The sequence below is a fragment of the Pseudidiomarina mangrovi genome, from assembly GCF_003999375.1.
Taxonomy (GTDB): Bacteria; Pseudomonadota; Gammaproteobacteria; order Enterobacterales; family Alteromonadaceae; genus Pseudidiomarina; species Pseudidiomarina mangrovi.
This window is the reverse complement of the sequence record NZ_RJLC01000005.1, coordinates 137,923-157,335: the sequence shown is the minus strand read 5'-3', so window position 1 is coordinate 157,335 and position 19,413 is coordinate 137,923. Positions and strand designations below refer to the sequence as shown.

Annotated in this window: 18 protein-coding genes; 5 read left to right on the top strand and 13 right to left on the bottom strand. The window is 51.5% G+C overall.

What is annotated here, in order from left to right; all coding sequences use genetic code 11:
* Positions 1–3: 3 nt before the first annotated feature.
* The 7 genes from tatC to recG all read right to left on the bottom strand — a co-directional run bounded on the left by tatC (position 4) and on the right by recG (position 6,399).
* Positions 4–738: a twin-arginine translocase subunit TatC gene (tatC, locus tag EFO84_RS01530; protein ID WP_127346300.1), complete on the bottom strand. Its 735-nt coding sequence runs from the start codon at positions 736–738 to the stop codon at positions 4–6.
* Entirely contained in the window at positions 735–1,064 is a 330-nt protein-coding gene (tatB, locus tag EFO84_RS01525) for a Sec-independent protein translocase protein TatB (protein WP_127346299.1), read from the bottom strand. The genes tatC and tatB overlap by 4 nt, the downstream gene beginning before the upstream one ends.
* Positions 1,065–1,069: 5 nt before the next feature.
* Positions 1,070–1,231: a twin-arginine translocase TatA/TatE family subunit gene (gene tatA, locus EFO84_RS01520; RefSeq protein ID WP_127346298.1), complete on the bottom strand. Its 162-nt coding sequence runs from the start codon at positions 1,229–1,231 to the stop codon at positions 1,070–1,072.
* Positions 1,232–1,233: 2 nt separating this feature from the next.
* The gene (gene ubiB / locus EFO84_RS01515) at positions 1,234–2,868 is read right to left on the bottom strand and encodes a ubiquinone biosynthesis regulatory protein kinase UbiB (protein WP_127346297.1); all 1,635 of its coding nucleotides are present in this window, start codon (positions 2,866–2,868) and stop codon (positions 1,234–1,236) included.
* Positions 2,868–3,458 (bottom strand): ubiquinone biosynthesis accessory factor UbiJ, encoded by a 591-nt coding sequence (locus EFO84_RS01510; protein WP_240642619.1) that lies wholly within the window; start codon positions 3,456–3,458, stop codon positions 2,868–2,870. The genes ubiB and EFO84_RS01510 overlap by 1 nt, the downstream gene beginning before the upstream one ends.
* A gap of 11 nt (positions 3,459–3,469) precedes the next feature.
* On the bottom strand, positions 3,470–4,225 hold the full coding sequence (ubiE, locus tag EFO84_RS01505; protein ID WP_127346295.1) for a bifunctional demethylmenaquinone methyltransferase/2-methoxy-6-polyprenyl-1,4-benzoquinol methylase UbiE: 756 nt from the start codon (positions 4,223–4,225) through the stop codon (positions 3,470–3,472).
* A 71-nt stretch (positions 4,226–4,296) separates the two neighbouring features.
* Positions 4,297–6,399 carry an ATP-dependent DNA helicase RecG gene (recG, locus tag EFO84_RS01500; protein ID WP_127346399.1) on the bottom strand — a complete coding sequence of 701 codons (2,103 nt, stop codon included), beginning with the start codon at positions 6,397–6,399 and terminating at the stop codon, positions 4,297–4,299.
* Positions 6,400–6,452: 53 nt separating this feature from the next.
* On the opposite strand from recG, the gene EFO84_RS01495 reads away from it, so the two are divergent.
* The 4 genes from EFO84_RS01495 (at position 6,453) to EFO84_RS01480 (ending at position 11,243) form a co-directional block, all read left to right on the top strand.
* On the top strand, positions 6,453–7,082 hold the full coding sequence (locus EFO84_RS01495) for a TIGR01621 family pseudouridine synthase (protein ID WP_127346294.1): 630 nt from the start codon (positions 6,453–6,455) through the stop codon (positions 7,080–7,082).
* Positions 7,083–7,164: 82 nt separating this feature from the next.
* Positions 7,165–8,469 (top strand): amidohydrolase, encoded by a 1,305-nt coding sequence (locus tag EFO84_RS01490; RefSeq protein WP_127346293.1) that lies wholly within the window; start codon positions 7,165–7,167, stop codon positions 8,467–8,469.
* Positions 8,470–8,493: 24 nt separating this feature from the next.
* The gene (locus tag EFO84_RS01485) at positions 8,494–10,323 is read left to right on the top strand and encodes a GNAT family N-acetyltransferase (protein WP_127346292.1); all 1,830 of its coding nucleotides are present in this window, start codon (positions 8,494–8,496) and stop codon (positions 10,321–10,323) included.
* Between the two features lie 2 nt (positions 10,324–10,325).
* Positions 10,326–11,243 carry a histone deacetylase family protein gene (locus EFO84_RS01480; RefSeq protein ID WP_127346291.1) on the top strand — a complete coding sequence of 306 codons (918 nt, stop codon included), beginning with the start codon at positions 10,326–10,328 and terminating at the stop codon, positions 11,241–11,243.
* On the opposite strand, the gene EFO84_RS01475 is transcribed toward EFO84_RS01480, so the two are convergent.
* On the bottom strand, positions 11,226–12,878 hold the full coding sequence (locus tag EFO84_RS01475; RefSeq protein ID WP_240642618.1) for a fatty acid--CoA ligase: 1,653 nt from the start codon (positions 12,876–12,878) through the stop codon (positions 11,226–11,228). The genes EFO84_RS01480 and EFO84_RS01475 overlap by 18 nt on opposite strands.
* 25 nt (positions 12,879–12,903) lie before the next feature.
* A complete protein-coding gene (locus EFO84_RS01470) occupies positions 12,904–14,427 on the bottom strand; it encodes a carbon-nitrogen hydrolase family protein (RefSeq protein WP_127346289.1) in 1,524 nt (507 codons plus the stop codon).
* A gap of 137 nt (positions 14,428–14,564) precedes the next feature.
* Between EFO84_RS01470 and EFO84_RS01465 the strand changes: the two genes are divergently transcribed.
* Positions 14,565–15,887, top strand: a complete 1,323-nt coding sequence (locus EFO84_RS01465) for a Na+/H+ antiporter NhaC family protein (protein ID WP_127346288.1) — start codon at positions 14,565–14,567, stop codon at positions 15,885–15,887.
* Positions 15,888–15,894: 7 nt separating this feature from the next.
* Here EFO84_RS01465 and EFO84_RS01460 read toward each other — a convergent pair whose 3' ends face one another.
* Genes EFO84_RS01460 through gmk form a run of 4 tightly spaced genes read right to left on the bottom strand, consistent with a single transcriptional unit; the run spans position 15,895 to position 19,394 of the window.
* Positions 15,895–16,287 carry a RidA family protein gene (locus EFO84_RS01460; protein ID WP_127346287.1) on the bottom strand — a complete coding sequence of 131 codons (393 nt, stop codon included), beginning with the start codon at positions 16,285–16,287 and terminating at the stop codon, positions 15,895–15,897.
* Between the two features lie 5 nt (positions 16,288–16,292).
* Complete coding sequence (gene spoT, locus EFO84_RS01455) at positions 16,293–18,410, bottom strand: bifunctional GTP diphosphokinase/guanosine-3',5'-bis pyrophosphate 3'-pyrophosphohydrolase (RefSeq protein ID WP_127346286.1); 2,118 nt, start codon at positions 18,408–18,410, stop codon at positions 16,293–16,295.
* Positions 18,411–18,415: 5 nt separating this feature from the next.
* Positions 18,416–18,691, bottom strand: a complete 276-nt coding sequence (gene rpoZ / locus EFO84_RS01450) for a DNA-directed RNA polymerase subunit omega (RefSeq protein WP_127346285.1) — start codon at positions 18,689–18,691, stop codon at positions 18,416–18,418.
* Between the two features lie 58 nt (positions 18,692–18,749).
* Positions 18,750–19,394, bottom strand: a complete 645-nt coding sequence (gene gmk / locus EFO84_RS01445) for a guanylate kinase (RefSeq protein ID WP_127346284.1) — start codon at positions 19,392–19,394, stop codon at positions 18,750–18,752.
* Between the last annotated feature and the right edge of the window lie 19 nt (positions 19,395–19,413).

Here is a 19,413-nt window from a genome sequence, read left to right as displayed (position 1 = left end):
TTCTTAACGGGTTGATGGTGTCTCAGTCGATGGCTTTTGATATAGACCAGCGATCACTAGCCCAAGTTCAAAGAGTAACCACATTGGAATGGCTAGAAGGATCTGTGAGAGCACATCCGGTGGCGTTAAAATCATCCCCACCACGAATGCACCGACTATCACATAAGCACGCTTTTGACGCAATCCCTCGACACTAGCAACACCACTCCAGCACAACAAAATAATCGCCACCGGCGTTTCAAAAGCAATACCAAAGGCAATGAACATGGTTAATACAAAATCAAGATAGCTGGCAATATCCGTAGCAATGGTGACGCCCAGCGGCGCAGTACCAGTGAGAAACGCTAACGCCACCGGTAGCACCAAGACATAAGCAAAGCCAATACCGAGGTAAAACAGCAAGGTGCTCGATACCAGCAAGGGTATGACCAAGCGGCGTTCATGGCGATACAAGCCGGGGGCCAAAAAGCCCCACAGTTGCCATAGTAAATACGGCACCGCGATGACAATAGCGGCCACTAAGGCTAATTTGAATGGAGTTAAAAACGGCGTGGCGACATCAGTGGCAATTAAACTACCGCCAGCTGGCAAACTGGCCAGTAATGGTTCAGCGACATACCGATACAGCTCGTCGGCAAACCAGGCGGTCAGCGCAAAAATCAGCACTACCGCCAGCACACTACGAAGGATGCGACGACGGAGTTCTAACAAATGCTCAAGCAACGAATTCTGACTCATGGCTTGTGGCTATCGTCAGCAGCGGGTTTGGGGTTGGCGTAAGGGCGCTGAACTGCGGCAGCCGCGGCTTTGAGTTCAACGATTGAACGCTGCACGTCAGCCGGTAATTGATCCATATTCAGCTGTTCGGCTTGAGCAAGATGCTCATGCAGCTCTTTAATGCGCAGCTCATGATTAAGCTCGGCGCTCACTTTACTGCCATAGCTTTTCAACCCTTGCATACCGCGCTGCATAGAGCGTAAGGCAGCCGGCAGCCGCTCTGGACCCAACACCAGCAGCCCAATGATGGCAACTAACAGCAGCTCCCAAAAGCCGATATCAAACATACCCGTTATTTATCCTTGGGCTGGTCGCTGTCATCATCATTGACGGATTTTTTAAAACCTTTGATGGCGGCACCTAAATCAGAGCCAATACCCCGTAGCCGTTTGGTCCCGAAAAGCAGCACCACAATCAGCAAAACTAGTAAAATTTGTAACGGTCCAATCGACATGGTTATCCTCGTTTGCTACTTAAAAGTGCGCAGATCACTGCGCCTGCCGCGGCACCGGCGGTTAACCACCAAGGTTGTGCAGCGTTCCATAATAAGGTGGCACTAATCAGCAAGCCGGCAGCACCCACACTATAGCCCACGCGCTGTTTTAATTGCTGTTGCTGGACTATCAGCTGCTGCATGGCGTCACGCTGAAATTGCGCCAACTGCTTTTGACTGTGCAGGTAATCATAAAGCAAGGTGGGCATTTCTGGCAGCTTTTCCGCCCAGTAGGGTGCATTTTCTTTGACCGAGCGCAATACCGCTCGCCAGCCCAGTTGCTCCTGCATCCAGCGCTCTAGGAAGGGTTTGGCGGTTTTCCATAAATCTAATTGCGGGTACAAAGTACGCCCCAAGCCCTCGACATAAAGTAAGGTTTTTTGCAGCAACACTAATTGTGGCTGCACTTCCATCTCAAAGCGGCGCGCGGTGTTAAATAAATTCACCAACACATGGCCAAAGGAGATATCCGCTAGTGGCTTATTGAAAATCGGCTCACACACGGTACGAATGGCGGACTCGAATTCTTCAACGTTAATGTGTGCCGGAACCCAGCCCGAATCGATGTGCAGTTCCGCCACTTTGCGATAGTCACGATTGAAAAAAGCCAGAAAGTTCTCGGCTAAATAACGTTTATCTTCGCGGTTTAAGGTGCCAACGATGCCAAAATCAATGCCTAAATACGATGGATCATGGGGGTTGTGGCGGGATACGAAAATATTGCCCGGGTGCATATCAGCATGAAAAAAGCTGTCACGAAACACTTGGGTGAAGAACACTTCCACTCCGCGTTCGGCAAGCTTTTCCATGTTCACATTCATGGCCTGCAGCGTGGCGACATCGCTCACTGGAATACCATCAATACGCTCCATCACCATCACCGATAGCCGCCCGTATTCGGTATACACCTTAGGAATATACAGCAATGGCGAGTTTTCGAAGTTGCGCTTCAACTGCATGGCATTGGCGGCTTCACGCAGCAAATCCAGCTCATCGAGTAGCGTTTTGCGATACTCTTTGACTACTTCACGCGGCTTTAGGCGGCGACCATCGGGTAAATGTTTCGCCAACACCTGCGCCAAGGTATCCATCAGTTCCAGGTCAGCATCAATGGCTTTGCGAATATCTGGACGAATGACTTTAATGACAATTTCTTGCCCAGCATCGTCGCCATGGCGCAGCCGCGCAGTATGCACTTGAGCAATCGATGCCGATGCTAACGGGGTTTGTGCAAAGTCACTGAACAGCTCATCAATGCTGTTGATTTCTAGTGCCTGCTCTATCAACGCTTGCGCTTGCGCACCCGGAAACGGTTTGACTCGGTCTTGCAGTTTGGCTAATTCATTGGCAATGTCGGGGGGCAGCAGATCGCGTCGAGTGGATAGCATCTGTCCAAACTTAATCCACACCGGACCGAGCGATTCCAAGGCCAAGCGCAAGCGTACACCGGCACTTTTGTCAGCATGCTTATTCGGCAGCCAAAACAAGACATGGCGGCCAATGCGCACTGACCAAGGCAGCCATTTTGCCGGAATCAATTGGTCGAGGCCATAATTCAAAAAGGTCTTGGTGATTGTATACAAACGCCCTAAACGCATTAGCCTTTCCACCCTGATAACTGCCGTTCCAGCCGATCAACGTGCGCTCTCAACACCTGCACGTCACTGCGAAATAGCGAAAATTCTGCCGCACTTGGCAGTAATTGCTGTTCTTCAATTAAGGCATCACGTAGCCATTGCTGCTGATCGCGACGCTGCTGTTGTAACCACTGCTGGCTGCGCTGCCAGGCCTGAATAATCAACTGAGCGGGCACATCGCCTAAGCGCTGCGATAAGTGCTCTGGCCAATCAATATCAAGTTCAGCAAACAGCTTGCTAAGCGCTTGCGCTAGCATCGGGTCGCCGTCAATGTCTAATAGATCGGCTTTGATCAGCCGGGTAATATTGGCCGCTTCACGTAATTCCGGCAGGACCGCCAAGCGGGTACGAATGGCGCAATCAACCGGCTCTTGATCCAGCCAGCTCAACCACACGCCTTGCTCACTAACACTCACGGTCAGTGGCTGGGCAATGTCATCTAGGGTCACCCGCAAGCGTTTACCGGCCAGTTTCTGCAGCCGCGGTTGCGACGCTGGATCAAGGCGTAACAGCTGATTTAATAAGCTTTCCAGCAAGCTGGTTGGCAGCATAGCCCAGAGCATTAGAATTTATACCCACGATGCATGGCAACAATGCCACCGGTCAGATTGTGATAGCTGACCTCGGCATAACCGGCCTGCTCCATCATGCCCTTCAAGGTGTCTTGATCAGGATGCATTCGAATCGATTCAGCTAAATACTGATAGCTGTCGGCGTCACCAGCCACCAACTGGCCCATTTTTGGCAAGACATTAAAGGAATAGAAATCGTACGCTTGTGACAACAGCGGCGGCTGCGGTTTAGAGAACTCCAACACCAGCAAACGACCACCCGGCTTCAACACCCGGAACATTGATTCTAAGGCTTTTTGTTTATCGGTAACATTACGTAGACCAAAAGCAATGGTGATGATGTCAAAACTGTCATCGGCAAACGGCAGTTCTTCAGCGTTTGCCTGCACATAACGCACGTTGCCGACAATTCCACGATTACGCAGCTTATCGCGGCCGACTTCCAGCATGGCAGCATTGATATCAGCCAGCACCACTTCACCGGTTGGCCCCACCCGCCGTGAAAATTGCTCGGTGAGATCACCAGTGCCACCGGCAATATCTAACACCCGCATACCGCTACGCACGCCGCTACAGTCAATGGTGTAGCGCTTCCATAAACGGTGAATACCGAATGACATCAAATCGTTCATCAGGTCATATTTTTGCGCCACCGACTGGAACACATTGGCCACCAGTTTCTGCTTATCGGCCTTAGCCACTTGTTGATAGCCAAAATCGATGGTGTCTTGCTGCTTATCGTTCATGCTAGTGCCTATATGTGGACGGGCGGGCTGAGTTTCACTCTGCCGCAAATGCCCGTTAGTGTACTACGAAATCATGCTTGGGCGTAGTGATCGCGGCGCGGTAACCAGCGCTCAATCAACGCATCAGCAGTACTCGGATAGTGCTGCCAAATTTGCCCAGCGAGCTCTTGCACCTGCACTAATAAGTGGCTGTGCTTGATAATATCGGCGACCTTCATGTCGGTCAGGCCGGTTTGCTTTTGCCCTAATAATTCGCCGGGCCCACGTAACTCTAAATCGCGCTGGGCAATCACAAAGCCATCATTGCTATCGCGCAGCACCGCCAAGCGTTGACTGGCATTTTTTGACAACGGCGCGTGATACAACAGCACACAATGGCTGGCCACCGCGCCACGCCCCACCCGACCGCGCAACTGATGTAATTGTGCCAAACCCAGGCGTTCTGGGTTTTCAATAATCATTAGGCTGGCATTGGGTACATCAACACCCACCTCGATCACCGTGGTGGCTACCAATAAATCCAGTTCATGGCCTTTGAAAGCCTGCATGACGGCTTCTTTTTCGGCGCTCTTCAGACGCCCATGCACCAAACCAATACGCAAATCAGGCAGCTGTTCGGCCAGCAAGGTCGCGGTATCTTCTGCGGCTTGGCATTGCAGTGCTTCTGATTCTTCAATCAAGGTACATACCCAATACGCTTGACGCTGCTGTTCGGTGCACACTTGGCGCACACGGTCTATCACTTGGTCACGGCGGGTATCAGGAATCGCCACCGTGGTAACCGGGGTGCGACCCGGCGGTAGCTCGTCAATAATAGAGGTGGCTAAATCGGCGTAGGCGGTCATGGCTAAGGTACGCGGTATAGGTGTGGCGGTCATAATCAGTTGATGCGGCTGGTAGCCCTGATCAACGCCTTTCTGACGCAATTCAAGGCGCTGATGCACGCCAAAGCGATGCTGCTCATCAATAATCACTAAGGCCAGTTGCTGATACTGCACCTCGCTTTGGAACAGGGCATGAGTACCCACCACCAGCTGCGCGCTACCATCGGCAATTGCTGCCAAATTCTGTTGCCGCTCTTGGGCTTTTTGTTTACCGGCCAGCCAACCCACGCCAATGCCGAGCGGCTGCAGCCACTGGCGAAAAGTCAGCGCATGTTGTTCGGCGAGTATTTCAGTTGGTGCCATCAGTGCCACTTGGTAGCCCTGCCCGATAGCCGTTAGCGCGGTTAATGCAGCCACTAAGGTTTTGCCCGAACCCACGTCACCTTGCACCAAGCGCATCATCGGCATCGGCTGCGCTAAATCAGCCTGAATTTCTGCCACTACACGGCGCTGAGCAGCGGTGGGCTGAAACGGTAATTGACTCAGAAACTGCTGCTGCAACGCGCTATTGATGGGTAACGGTCGAGCGTGATGCGCTTGTTTGATTGCCCGCAGTTTAAGCAGGCTCAATTGGTGCGCCAGCAATTCTTCGCTAGCTAGCCGCAACTGAGCTGGATGCACACCATCGGTGAGTTGCTGCAAACTGACATCCACCGGCGGCCGATGTAGGGTGCGAATGGCATCGGCCAAACTAAGCTGGCCGGGTTGCAGACTGCTCGGTAGTAATTCCGGTAATGAATGGTCGGTAAGATAACTCAGTGCTTGCTCACTGAGTTTTCGCAACGTGGCTTGCTGCACGCCATCGGTGGCTGGGTATACCGGGGTTAACGTGTCGTCGGCAAGCACCGGGTGGGCATCATCAATGAGTTTGTATTCCGGATGAATCATATCCGGACCTTGCAAACCACGCCGCACCTCACCAAACAGTTGCAGCCGCGTACCGGCGACAAATTGCTTTAATTGCGCCGCGCTGAATTGGAAAAATACTAAATTGAGTTGGCCACTGCCATCACGCACCTTGCAGCGCAGCATGCGCCGTTTGCCATACACCACATCAGCGCTAACCACCTCCGCCACTACGGTGGCGCTGCTACCGGGTAATAACGCCGCAATCGGGTATATGCGCGAGCGGTCTTCGTAGCGCAACGGCAGATGCAGCAACACATCTTGCACATTTTGCAAGCCCAGCTTGGCTAAGCGCTCCTGCAACTTAGGCCCAATTCCTTTTAACGCACTCAACGGGATACGGTGTAATCCGGATGAGTGGTTTTGGCTGGCGTTTGGCCGCATAATAACCCGACTCACATCATTGCAACGATTCACATAAGGGCCAGTATAACCACATGCGCGCGTTATCCATAGCCTTTCACCATGCTGATTTTTACCTGCTCAACAAGCCCGCAGGGGCACCTATGCATGCCAACGAACAGGAACTTAGTGTGGTGCATCAACTGGCCGCACAAACCGGTGAAACGCTGTTCCCGGTGCATCGTCTCGACACCCCGACCTCGGGCGCACTGCTGATTGCCCGCAATGCTGCGGCTGCCGCCGAACTCAGCCAATTATTTGCGCAACGCCAAATCAGTAAAACCTATATTGCCATTGCCGCCGGCAAACCAAAAAAGAAGCAAGGGCTCATCAGTGGCGATATGGATAATGTCCGCCGCGGTAACTGGCGACTGCTGCACAGCCAAAACAATCCAGCGCAAACACGCTTTTTCAGCTATTCGCTCAAACCCGGCTATCGCTATTACCTGTTGCACCCATTGACCGGCCGCACCCATCAACTGCGGGTGGCACTAAAAAGCCTCGGCACGCCGATAGTCGGTGACCAACGCTACGGCGGCGAGGCCCATGAGTATTTGCACTTGCATGCCTGGAAGCTCAGCTTTAGCTATCAACAACAGGCGTTTTCGTTGCAGGTTGATATTCCGAACTATGGTCTATTCAACGACTTACCCACTATCGACTAAGGGCTACTAGTAAATCGCGCCACTTTTGGCATACTCAATACACCATTTGGTCATCATTGATTGTGTCAGAGAGGTTCGTGCTATGTTCCGTCTTGCTGCTATTCCGGTCGCTATGCTGTTAAGCATGGCGGCTAGTTCGTTACCGTTAACCGCGCAAGCGGCTGATAGCCCGTTACAGATTTCTGCTGAGCTAGAGCAAAAAGTTATTGCTTGGCGCCGCGATCTGCATCAACACCCTGAGCTGAGTAACCGCGAATTTCGCACTGCTAAAGTGATTACCGAGCATTTGCAAAGCCTGGGTTTAGAGGTGCAGACCGGCGTCGCTAATACCGGTGTGGTGGCTATTTTAAAAGGCGGTAAACCCGGCCCATTAGTGGCGTTGCGCGCCGACATGGACGCGTTGCCGGTAACCGAGCAAACCGATGTGCCGTTTAAATCAACCGCTATTGGCGAGTACCGTGGCAAAGAAGTTGGCGTTATGCATGCCTGTGGCCATGACTTGCACGTTGCCATGTTGATGGGTGCAGCCGAGCAATTGGTCGCTATCCGCGAGCAAATTCAAGGTAACGTGATGTTTATCTTTCAACCCGCTGAAGAAGGTGCGCCGCCTGAAGAAGGCGTGGCCGGTGCCGAATTGATGTTGCAAGAGGGCTTATTTGCCGAGCAGAAACCCGATGCAGTGTTTGGTATTCACGTGTGGTCAGCCGGCAATACCGGCGTTATTGGTTACCGTGAAGGGCCGTTGATGGCTTCAGCCGATCGCTTTGAGATTCGGGTGAAAGGCCGTCAAACCCATGGCTCAACACCATGGGGTGGGGTTGACCCGATTGTCGCCGCAGCACAAATTATCAATGCCAGCCAAACCATCGTCAGTCGCCATATCAACATCACCAAAGCGCCAGCGGTGTTGAGCTTTGGTATCGTTGAAGGCGGTGTTCGTAACAACATTATCCCTGATGACGTATACCTTGAAGGCACTATTCGTAACTTCGATATGGATAATCGCCAAGCCATTTTCAGCCAGCTCAAAACCACCGCAGAAATGACCGCCAAGGCCAGTGGCGCCGATGCTCATGTGCACATTGACGAAGGCTACCCGGTGACTATTAATAACCCAGACCTGACCCGTAAAATGTTGCCCACCATGCAACGCGTTGCCGGTGCTGATAAGGTGCGGGTGAACCCACTGGTCACTGGCGCCGAAGACTTCTCGTACTTTGCGCTCGAAACGCCGGGCTTATTTGTGTTCCTAGGCATCACCCCAGAAGGGCAAGACCCGGCTAAAGCACCGAGTAACCACTCGCCATTTTTCTATGCTGATGAAGCCGCGCTGAAAACTGGCACTGAGTTGTACGTGAACTGGGTGCTCGACTACCCAGGTCAGTAAGCCGCTGTGCCGGGGCGCCTTGATATGCACGGTCAGACTGTCAGCTGGCAACAGCTGCTTAAGTCTGGCCAACGCATTTTTATTGGCTCCCACGCGGCGGTGCCTCATGCTCTGATCGATGACCTGTTGTGCCATTGTCAGCATCTTCACGATGTTGAAATCGTTCAAGTTGCCGCTTTAGGCGACAATCGTTGGGCGGAGCGCGAATTTACCCAACACTTTAAAGTGAATTCGTTATTTATTGGTGGGTCACAAGTACGCCAGGCGGTTGCTGAGGGGCGCGCTGATTACACGCCATGTTTTATGTCCGATATTCCATCGCTGTTTAGCGAGGATATTTTACCCCTTGATGCCGCCTTGATTATGGTCAGCCCAGCCGATCAACACGGTTATCATTCGCTTGGCGTATCGGTGGATATTGTTGCCGCGGCGCTAAAAGCCGCCAAACTGGTGATCGCCCAAGTCAATCCGCAGATGCCAGTGACCTTCGGCCAAGCCTTTATCCATAAAGGCCAAATTGATGCGTTTTTTCATGCTGAGCAAGAATTACCCGAACTCATAGCGGACCCACCCGATCCTGTTATTGAACGGATTGGTCAATACGTATCGTTGCTCGTTGATGATGGCGCGACTATTCAAATTGGGTTTGGCAATCTCTGTGACGCAGTTCTGAAATATCTGAGTAATCACAAAGATTTAGGCGTACATAGCGAGATGATTACCGACGGTATCATGGCGCTGATGCAAAGCGGCGTGATCAATAATCGTAAAAAAACCTATCATCAGCATAAAGCCGTGACTAGCTTCTGTGTTGGCAGCCGAGCCTTGTACCAGTTCGTTCACAACAATCCGCATATTGGCTTTTACCCGAGTGAGTATGTGAACTCGCCGGCTAATATTGCCCGCAACGACAACATGGTCTCGATTAATAGTGCCATTGAAGTGGATTTAACCGGGCAAGTGGTATCCGATTCGATTGGTCACAGCTTTTATAGCGGTATCGGCGGTCATGTCGATTTTAGTCGCGGCGCCTCAATGAGCCGTGGTGGTAAACCAGTCATAGCACTGCCCTCTACGGCAAAAAATGGCACCATTTCACGGATCGTTCCGCATCTCACTGAAGGCGTTGGCGTGGCCACATCGCGTGCCCATGTGTACTACGTGGTCACTGAATTTGGCGTTGCCTCGCTACGTGGCAAAAGTATCCGCGAGCGGGCGCTGGAATTGATTCGAGTCGCCCACCCGAAGTTTCGCGATCAGTTATTAGCCGAAGTACGACAGCATTACTATGTGCCCAATTATCAGATTGTGAAGGCCACTGAAGTGCCCGAGCTTGGTCATGTTGGTTTTAAAGAAATCATGCTCGACGGTGAAGAATTTGACCTGCGACCGCTAAATCCCAGCGATGAACGACGCCTGCAGGAATTCTTTTATTCGCACACCAAAGAAACCCTACAAATGCGCTACAACTCGGTACCGACACAAATGAGCCGGGAGAAATCCTGTAACTTAGTGGCGGTAGACCAATCGCGAGATTTAGCACTGTGCATCGTCACCCAGAAAGGCTCCATGGTGCGTATTCATGCAGTCGGCCGCTATTATCTGATCGATAGCGACAACAGTTGTGAAGTGGCATTTGTCACCCGTGAAACATCGCAGGGCAAGGGTATGGCGAAGTTGCTCCTTGATGAGATGATCCGTATCGCCAGCCTCCGCGGCTTAAGCTGCATGCGGGCCTATGTGCGCGCTGAAAATAGCAAAATGCTGGCGGTGTTCGAGCGCGCTGGCTTTATTCGTAGCGCCGGCGATGAACCCGGTGAAGTACATCTAAAACTTACCTTACCGAGCAGTTAAGTATGTCGATTACGGTTTTTAGCCATTATTTATGTGGCCTTCATCAAGTGTCTACAATGCATCCCGAGGAGCCCGCGCGGCTCGATGCCATTAACGACCAATTAATTCGATCCGGGCTGGATTACGTGCTCACGCAAAAGGATGCCAGCCCAGCGCAGCGCCATGACCTGTACCGAGTGCACAGCGCAACTTATGTTGATGACCTATTTTTACGTGACGATGAGCCCGAGCCACGTTGGCTTGACCCCGATACCTTGGTCGGTCCTGGCTCGCTAAAAGCCGCCATGTATGCTGCTGGTGCCGGCATCAATGCCGTTGATGAGGTGATGGCAGCGCCGCAGCAACAGGCTTTTTGCAGTATTCGCCCACCAGGCCACCATGCTACCCGTGACCAAGCCATGGGTTTCTGTATTTTCAATAATGTCGCGGTCGCTGCGGCCTACGCCATGCATCGCTATGCTCTCGAACGAGTGGCAATTATTGATTTTGACGTGCATCACGGTAATGGTACCGAAGATATTTTTGCCCACGATGAACGAGTATTGTTTTGTTCCTCGTTTCAGCACCCGCTCTATCCAAACAGCGGTGCGGATAGCATTAGCCCCAATATTATTAATATTCCTTTGCCGGCAGCCACTCGCGGCGCTGAATGGCGGGCGGCTATAAGCGCGCGCTGGCTGCCGGCAATTGACCATTTTCAGCCCGAATTAATCCTCGTGTCGGCCGGTTTCGATGGCCACCTTGAGGATGATATGGCGCAATTTATGCTGGTTGAAGACGACTATCAGTGGGTGGCGCAACAACTCAAGCGCCTGGCTGACCATCATTGTCAGGGGCGCTTGGTCGCGGTCTTAGAAGGGGGCTACGACCACAGTTCTTTGGGCCGTAGCGTGGTGGCTTTTTTAAAGGGTTTGTTGTAGCTGTACCCGAATGACTTTTTTGTCGATTTTGCCAACGCTGGTGCGTGGCACATCGTCGACCACTTGCACAGTATCCGGAATCGCCCATTTTTCGATCACGCCGCTACGAATGAACTGCTGCAAATGCGCGGCTATAGTGTCACGACTCACGCTAGCTCCCGGCTTGGCAACCACCATAGCATGTGGGCGCTCGCCCCACTCTTGATCGGGCAAGCCCACCACCGCCACCAGAGCAATATCAGGGTGCTGGCTGATTAAGTTCTCAATATCGAGCGATGATACCCACTCGCCACCCGTCTTGATCACGTCTTTGATACGGTCGCGAATTTGCAAAGTGTAGCTGCTATCAATGGTGCCCACATCACCGGTGTGTAACCAGCCGTTGGCCCATAACTCTGCACTCTTTTCGGCTTCACCCACATAAGCTTGGGTTAGCCACGGTGTACGCACCACGACCTCGCCCATGGCGTCACCATCGTGCGGTAAGAAGCGTCCATTGCTATCAATAATACGCATATTCACCATCGGCACGGGCTTACCGGCCTTGACTCGAATCGCCACTTGCTCATCGATACTCAGCTTGCCCGCACCAGCAGGTAGCCACGAGGTGCTCAGCAGTGGACAAGTTTCTGACATGCCATAGCCGGTATACACCTGAATGCCGCGCTGCAAGGCACCTTTGGCTAAACCTTCGGTTAAAGCGCTACCACCGATTAAAACTTGCCAGCCGCTAAAATCAATAGCCGCAGCTTTCTCACTGCCAATCACCATTTGCAAGATAGTTGGCACACAGTGCGAAAAGGTGACTTTTTCGGTGAGATACAATTTCACCAGCGCGGCCGGGTCATAACGGCCAGGGTAGACTTGTTTGATACCCAGCATGGTTGCTAAGTACGGCACACCCCAGGCATGTACGTGGAACATCGGGGTAATCGGCATATACACGGTGTCGGAGTGAATCAGCTGCATCTCGCTGTTCATGCTAGTGGTGGCCGCCAAGGTCATGGTGTGCAGCACTAATTGACGATGCGAGAAACACACCCCCTTCGGATTGCCGGTGGTGCCGGTAGTATAAAAGGTGGTCGCAATGGCGTTTTCGTCAAAATCAGCGAAATCAAACTCCGCCAGTGCCCCCGCCATCAGCTGTTCATAATGGCCCAAGGTTGGCAGTGGCGCAGCCTCGGGCTGGTCATGATCAGACAACTGAATGACGCCTTTGACCGTGGTGAGCTGATCGCGAACCTTGGCCAGTAAGGGCAAAAAGTCATCGTGGCACAATACTAAGTCATCTGCGGCATGATTCATGGTGTAGACGATTTGCTCTGGCGCCAAGCGCACGTTGACGGTATGCAGCACCGCACCGAGCATTGGAATAGCAAAGAAACATTCCAGATAGCGTGGGGTATCCCAATCGAGTACCGCCACCACATCACCCGCTTTCACGCCTGCTTCAGTGAGCACATTGGCTAACTTCTGTACGCGCTGATAAAACTCGGCATAACTGTACCGTTGACCGTTATTACCACCGACAATCTCGCGGCCAACACCATAGCGTTGGCTACTCAACAACAGTTGTTTGATTAACAGTGGGTATTGATACGCCTCGTCGGTAGGCGGCATGAGTTTTACAGGCATGATGTTGTTCCTCTTATAATTTTTATTAACGCTTGCGTACTACTTCATACAAGTCGGTGCGGCGGTCCTTTAAATTCATAACCGAGCCTTCATGATGTAAATAGCGCAATTCATCTAAATTCAGATCAGAAAAGATCAATTGCTCAGTATTTGGTGTGGTTTCGGCCAAAATAGCATCGTACGGAAAAGCAAAGTCAGATGGCGAGAATACTGCCGATTGCGCATATTGCACATCTAAGCTCTCCACTTGTGGCAAGTTACCGACTGAGCCACAGGTCACCACATAGCATTCGTTCTCAACCGCCCGGGCCTGAGCACAATGGCGCACACGTAGGTACGAATTGCGCGTATCGGTCCAAAACGGTACAAATAAAATTTCTAATCCTTCGGCAGCCATTAAGCGGCCAAGTTCCGGAAACTCAACGTCATAACAAATTAAAATACCCACGCGCCCAGCATCGGTATCAAATACCTGCACCTGATCGCCGCCTTCTATCACCCAATCGCGCTTTTCGTGAGGCGTCACGTGGATCTTACGTTGCTCTTCAACCGTGCCATCGCGGCGGCACAAATAGGAGACGTTATAAATCACATCGTCTTCGTCCAAAGGCATCGAACCGGTAATGATATTAACGTTATAGCTGACCGCCATCTGCGACATTTCACGCTTGAAGCGCTCGGTATAACCCGCCAAGAAGCGAATTGCGTCCTTTTGCCGACTTTGATCGGTGAGCCCCATCAAGGGCGCATTGAAAAACTCGGGAAATACCGCGAAATCTGATTGGTAGTTGGATACCGCGTCGACAAAGTACTCGACTTGTTTGAGCATTTCCTCCACCGACTCCACCGCCCGCATCTGCCATTGAATAGCACCGACACGCACGTTACGAATACGACTACCCAAAATATTGTCGGACGCCTCGTAGAGAAAGTTATCCCACTCTAATAGGGTGGCAAAACCAGCCGAGCGCTTATCTTCTGGCAAATAACGCCCAAGTAAGCGCTTTACGGTAAAGTCATTAGCGAGCTGGAAGGTCAAAATTGGATCGTAAATTTCACGGCGGTGAACTTGCTCAATGTACTGACCTGGGCTCAGTTCTTCGGCATATTTGTGATAATTGACGATACGCCCACCGGCCAGAATCGCCTTGAGATTGAGCTGTCGACAGAGCTCTTTGCGCGCATCATATAAGCGCCGACCTAAACGATAACCGCGGTAATTCGGGTGAATCAGAACATCGAGGCCGTAGAGCGCATCGCCTTTGCGATCATTGAGGATATTTTGCCGCGCATCCATCAGGTCATCATAGGTGTGGGGGTTGCTAAAGCGCGCGTATTTCACCATCACAGTAAGCGCCACCCCAACCACTTTGCCGTTATCTTCCAGACATAATTGCCCTTCAGGGAAATCCTTAATCAGCCGTTGGATCGTATGTTCTCCCCAAGCGCCGCCAATATCGGGATAGACGTTGTCCATCAGCGCTTTTAATTCAGGGTAATCGTCGCTACGCAAATTGCGCATTTGTAAGTGCAGTTCATCCGGGCTCATAGACATCCTAGCTAGTGACAGGTACAACAGTAGTCTTAGTATGACGATGTGACCAAAATTGGCAACCTTGATGCTTGCGCTCCGAGATCAAGCCATATAAACTTCTGGACGTCCAAATTTAACAGGCAAGGATATTTATGACTCAGCCAGCCAGCGCCAAAGCCCTTTTACCGCTTGCGCTTTTTCTACTGCTATTCCTCGGTACAGGTATTTATTTTCAACTGACTGGTGTTGACTATGCCTTCTATCAACTGGCAAGCCCAGTCGCTATTCTGCCCGCTATCGTGCTAGGTGTGCTGCTGAGCAAGCAAGTGTTTGAAGAGCGTATCAACACCTTTGTAGCGGGTGTGGGCGAGCGCAATATCATTACCATGTGCCTTATTTATCTATTGGCCGGCGGCTTTTCTACGGTAGCAGCTGCAACCGGTGGGGTGGATGCCATGGTAGCGCTGGGGTTGAATATCATACCAGCAAGCTTCATTTTGCCCGGCTTGTTTATTATCGCTGCGGTGGTATCAACGGCTATGGGCACCTCTATGGGAACGCTGGCAGCGTTGTCACCGGTGGCACTGGGTATTGCCGAAGCGGCCAATATTGACTTGGCGTTGATGGCTGGGGTCCTGGTAAGCGGCGCGATGTTCGGCGACAACTTGTCGATTATCTCAGACACCACTATTGCGGCAACGCGCACCCAAGGCTGTGACATGCGCGATAAGTTTAAAGCGAACTTGAAAATCGCTTTACCCGCAGCTCTGCTGACGGTCATTTGGTTGACCACCTACGACACCAGCGCATCCCCGGCCGAGATACCAGCCGCGAATTTATGGTTAAGCGTACCCTATTTCGTCATTATTGCCCTGGCTGTATTAGGCTTGAATGTGTTTGCTGTGCTCAGCCTCGGCATCATTATGGCCGGTGCCTTTGGCATGGCCACGGTCGACTATCAATGGGTCGCATTTAGCCAAGATATCTACAAGGGCTTTACCGGTATGCAGGAAATTTTTCTGCTATCACTGTTGATTGGTGGTTTGTCGGCGTTGATTCGGCAACAGGGTGGCTTACAGTTTCTCGCCAACGGTGTGGCGCGAATTACTAGTGCGCTGTTTCGCCAGCCGCAGCAGCGTGCAGCCTTTGGTATTGTCGGCTTAACCGCGGTGACCAACTTAGCGGTAGCCAATAACACCGTCACCATTTTGTTATCCGGTGAGGTGAGCAAAAATCTCGCTGAAAATGGCAATTTAGCGGCGCGACAAAGTGCTAGCTTGTTAGACATTACCGCGTGTGTGGTGCAAGGCGTACTGCCCTACGGTGCGCAAGCGCTATTGATGGGAGCCAGCTTTGGCTTGTCGCCACTTCAGGTTAGTTTGCATACCGGTTACTGCTTTATTTTGCTGGCCGTCACCTTGGCGGTGATTATCTGGCGCAAACCCTTAGAGGGGCGTGCACCAGCCACTGCCTAGCAGGCGGTTAATGAGTGCTCGGTAGCTCCATAACGCCATCGATTTCAATTTGCGCGCCCTTCGGCAAGCCTTTGACTTCGATGGCAGCACGAGCTGGATACGGGCTGCTGAAAAACTCCGCCATCACTTCATTCACAACGGCAAAGTTGCCCAAATCAGTCAGATAAATTTGCACCTTGACCATATCTTGCAGGCAACCACCAGCTGCTTCACAGACCGCTTTCAGATTGTTGAACACCTGCACTGCTTGGTCACGAAAATTCTCGCTAATAAATTGCATAGTGCTCGGTACTAACGGGATTTGCCCCGACAAGTACACTGTGGTGCCAATTTTAACCGCTTGTGAATAGGTACCAATAGCCGCTGGGGCTTGGTCGGTGTTAATAATGACTTTTGCCATACTGGTTATTTCCTTAAACGCGATACTCGCTGCACATCCGGCATTTTGCGGATATGGCGAATAACATCGGCTAGTTGTTTTCGATCATGAACGGTTAAAGCAATGTCGATGTAGTAAATATTAGCATCGACTTCTTCGGTTTTAAGGCCGTGAATATTACAGCCGGTCAGCGCTATCGCCGAGGTGAGTTTAGCCAGTGCGCCCTGATGGTTCACGATCTCTACCCGTACTTCGGTGATGAATTCAGCTTCTGGTTTGTTATCCCACTGCACCGGGAAATAATGGCCAGGCTCATATTCGTGGCCGCGCACGTTCTTACATTCGCGGCGGTGAATCACCAAGCCCTTGCCTGGGCTGACGTGAGCAATGATGTCATCACCTGGAATTGGGCGACAACACTTGGCAAAGCTCACCAATAAACCATCGGCACCTTTAATCGCCAGCGAGCGTTGATTACCACCAGCGCTATTGCTGTCATCTTTGAGATTGACCAATTCACCCAATAAACGCTTGGCGATGGCAATAGACATCATGTTGCCGAGGCCAATTTCACGCAATAACTGCGGCACCGATTCAATTTTGGTTTCTTTCAATACCCGTTTAAATTCTTTACTTGGGATCTCGTCATAGTTCACTGGCCCCAGTGCCGCGCGCAATAAGCGCTCGCCCAGTTGCTCCGCTTCGCGAGTTTCTTGCCCCTTCAGGTATTGGCGAATTTTGGCACGGGCTTTGGCGGTCACCGCAAAGTTCAGCCAGGCAATATTTGGCCGTGAGCCCGCTGCTGTTTTGATCTCAACAGTTTGCCCGGTCTCCAGCGGTTTACTTAACGAATAAACTTTGTGATTCACCCGCGCGCCAATACAGCTATTGCCAATATCAGTGTGCACGGCATAGGCAAAATCAACCGGCGTGGCACCTTGCGGCAGCTCAATAATGCGCCCTTCAGGGGTAAACACATAGATCTCTTCGGGGAATAGCTCCGATTTCACGTTCTCGATAAATTCAAACGCGTTACCAGTACTTTGTTGCAGCTCGAGTAAGCTTTGCATCCAGCGCCGCGCACGCACTTGTGCAGTGGTGCCGCTACTTTCTTCGGTTTTATACAACCAATGCGCGGCAACACCACGGTCTGCCATTAAATTCATTTCTTCGGTACGAATCTGTACCTCGACCGGAATACCATGCGGGCCTTTTAGTGAGGTATGCAATGACTGGTAACCATTAGATTTCGGAATAGCTATATAGTCTTTAAAGCGTGTCTCGATCGGCTTGTAGAGATTGTGTAACGCGCCTAACACGCGATAACAGGTGTCTACATCGGCAACCACGACGCGAAACGCGTAAATATCCATGACCTGCTCGAACTGCAGCTCTTTGTGCAGCATCTTCTTATAAATACTGTACAGGTGTTTTTCCCGACCAATCACACGAGCCGGTATGCCGTTATCGCTCAGGCGCTTATCAATTTCGATCTCAACCCGTTCAACCAACTCACGACGATTACCACGGGCCTTTTTTACCTGCGATTCGAGTAACCGTGCGCGCCACGGATACATAGCAAAGAAACCATGGTATTCAAGTTCGTCCTTGATATCGTGGATACCAAGTCGATGGGCGAGTGGCGCATAGATTTCAAGGGTTTCGCGGGCAATACGGCGACGCTTTTCAGGGCGTAAATGACCGATGGTGCGCATGTTATGGGTGCGGTCAGCAAGTTTAATCAAAATCACTCGAATATCATGCACCATCGCCATAATCATTTTGCGATAGTTTTCGGTCTGCGCTTCTTCGTGTGAATTAAATTGCAGTTTATCGAGCTTTGACACGCCTTCGACCAACTCAGCCACGGTACCGCCAAATTGTTCAGCCAGGTCTTCTTGGGTAAAGCGGGTGTCCTCAATAACGTCGTGTAACAACGACGCCATGATGGTTTCGTGATCCAAGCGCATGTCGGCAAGGATGCCGGCCACGGCAACTGGATGGGTGATATAGGGTTCGCCGCTATGGCGCTTTTGCGCGCTGTGGGCATCTGCGGCCAAGCGATAGGCCGCAGTAATCTGCTCTACCTGTTCAGCGGGCAGATACTCTGAAACTTTCTGCCGTAAACCTTCGAACAAATACACCCGTGTTACTCAATCCCACGCAAGGCATCAACAGCAGCCAGTTCATCAGCGTCTTGTTGCGCCATTTCAGTACGTTCTTGCGCATCAAGGCGTTTGGCATCAATCAGGCCCTGCTCAATTTCGCGCAATGCTACCACGGTCGCTTTCTCGTTGTTTTTCCATGGCACCAGTGAATCTTTGCCTTGGGTGGCTAATTGCCGCGCACGGCGAGAGGCAACCAATACCAGGTCAAAGCGGTTACCAATGCGATCAACAGCTTCTTCTACAGTTACGCGTGCCATAGTTACTCCAATAAATATCAATTCGGGCGAAAATAAACGGGTCAGGAATTATACGGATTTAGCCGTGATTCGCCAACAGATCTTTGAGTTTAGTCGCATGTCGTGACTGCTGCAATGCCATTCGTTGGCGCTGGGCCAGCACAATGTGCTCAAAATTGGCTAAGCTCGTGGCAAAGTCATCGTTGATCAGCAAATAATCAAACTCATGATAATGCGACATTTCATGCTGTGCCTTGGCCATGCGTTGAGCAATCACCGCGTCGCTATCTTGACCACGCAGACGTAAACGCTGCTCCAGCACCGCTAAGCTTGGGGGTAGGATAAAAATTGACTGGGCCGCAGGATACGCATCGCGCACTTGCCGCGCGCCTTGCCAATCGATATCAAGGAACACGTCGATACCTTGCGCCAAGGTTTGCTCAATCACAGTGCGTGAGGTGCCGTAGTAATTACCGAATACTTCAGCCCACTCATAGAACTCATGATTGGCAATTTTTTCTTGAAAGCGCGCCACCGAAATAAAATGATAATGCACACCATCTTGTTCACCGGGGCGAATAGCACGGGTGGTACAAGAGACCGATACTTGCATCGAGCCATCGGCATAGCGATCTAGCAGCGCCTTGATAAGGCTCGACTTGCCGGCACCACTGGGCGCAGCAACAATAAATAGGTTTCCTGGGGTGGTGGCGGTGTTGGTCATGAACAAATTTTTGTCTATG